The 1,982-nt window shown below is 38.6% G+C and carries 2 protein-coding genes; both read left to right on the plus strand.

All coding sequences use genetic code 11. The features are described from left to right. Positions 1-514: 514 nt before the first annotated feature. Positions 515-1,588, plus strand: a complete 1,074-nt coding sequence (locus IX315_RS09500; RefSeq protein WP_211637320.1) for a hypothetical protein — start codon at positions 515-517, stop codon at positions 1,586-1,588. After that, a partial coding sequence (locus tag IX315_RS09505) for a hypothetical protein (RefSeq protein WP_211837412.1) occupies positions 1,585-1,982 on the plus strand: 398 nt, incomplete at its 3' end. The genes IX315_RS09500 and IX315_RS09505, both read left to right, overlap by 4 nt.

A 1,982-nucleotide genomic window follows, 5' to 3' on the forward strand; every position in this document is an offset into this window, starting at 1 on the left:
ATTGGCGGATATGGCTACCCACGATTAGCACTCGCCTCATTAGGATTTTCCACCATACGCTCCTATTGTTATTACACTGACATACAATAAAATAAGCAGACATAGCTTACAGATCTTAGTCCTAGGTATCTTCTTCCTGATTAACCTAAGAATATTGCCCCTCTTCCAGCGTGACAATCTAAGGGAACAAAGCATTTGACAACTAAATAACACCTTCAATCTCACCTCTCAGCCCTTTCTCAATGCAGAAAATATACTTCAAAGCTAGTAACATATCCGAAAGCGAAGAAAGAAGCTTAATTCACCCAACGTTACACCTTAGCAACAAGGTGAATGCAAGAACCACGACCCATGTTGCTTTCCATAAAATAGACAGATGAACATCTCTACCCTCTTATAGAGCCGCTATTTACTTTTGCGATCGACACAAGCCGTTATAGTTGCAATCTATGGTAAATATAAAAAAAGCAGTACCTTTGTGCCGTCATTATTTAACTCAACATATTTACGCTTTATGAAAAGAAACAGAAGTTTTTTTATTGTATTCGGTCTTATGACCTCGTTATCTCTTACCTCTTGCTCCACACAAGAAAAAGAAATGTCAAGTATTACTGAAATCAAATCTGCGTGGGATGAAATTGACAGATTCAATTTAGATAGTTCCTCAGAGCTCTCTCTGGATGATATCAGTAGTAATGTATCAGAAATGAGAGCGGGAGAAAGAGCAGAATTCCTCACAGGAAGCACAACAGTTTACCCAACACAAAATATTCTTGCAGATAAGTACATACTTCATGGAGCTTGGCATGAAGTGTATCCCAAAAAGAATCCCCACTATTTGATATTTTTCTTCTCCCCTGAGCCATATATTGTGGAAGTCAAGAGCCCAAAGGGGAAGGTTAGCTACGCACTAGCTTTTAGGGAAGCAATGCAGTCGAATGAATTTACTGCATCTTCAAAAAGAAATACAAAATCTACAGCAGAAGCCAGTTTTAAAGAGGTTAAAACTTATAGTGATATTTCAACTGCTTTTGGGGGGAATTTATCTATTGCCACATCTTTCAGTGGACAAGCATCATACTCAGCAAATTCGAAGAAATACAAAAGTATTCTTTTAGCTCGACTCAAGGTCGGTAATTTCAAAGTAGAAACAGAAGTTGATGGTAAAATAACTAACGATCAAGTCAAAGATAAGTCTCAAGCCTATGTTAGTTCTATGACCTACGGCAAAGTTGCCTACTTGATTATATATTCCAACTACAATTTCGATCAGGTAAAGTCAAGCATCCAGTTAGCTATTTCTACAAAAATAGTCAAAGGAGAAGCTAATTTCTCTAAAGAGCTTACTAAGATTCTGTCAGAGTCAGAATCTTATGTTTGGATTAAGGGCGATAATTCTGATGAATCATTTTGGGGAACAACACCAACGTTTATTAACAAGATGTTCACGGCCATTTTTGATCGTACGAACGTTGGGGTTCCAGTTTTTTTCGAACTCAAGTATGTTAATACTAACGTACTAGTGGATGTGAAAGATTTCGTTCAGTCAGGGACTAGGAGTACAGGAAACGAGGGGAGGACAAGATGAAAAATATTAAATTCGTTATTACGATTGTTTTCGCAATCAGCTTACTCGGTTGTTCTACCCCTAATCATGAGCAGCCCAAGAGGAAGGACAAGACAGAAACGATGGAGGAAACGCCAATAATCCCTCAAGATCCCTCCACACCCAACTACCAAAAGACAATGAGCAACCTACCTGACAACCTCTACGCTTGTGGCTCTTTCACAGTTTTTCCCTACTTAATACTAGACAGTAAAAAGCTATCTGAGGGTTCATTCGTCAATGCTCCAGGAAAGATGTTTGACGACCACACCTACATTTTTAATTTCTCTACTGTCCCATTTATAGTGAGTGAAGAGAATACACCAGGACTAACAACATACATTAAAGCGACAAAGAAGGCATTGGCTTCGGCAGA

This window comes from Porphyromonas levii (assembly GCF_018206105.1).
Lineage (GTDB): Bacteria > Bacteroidota > Bacteroidia > Bacteroidales > Porphyromonadaceae > Porphyromonas_A > Porphyromonas_A levii.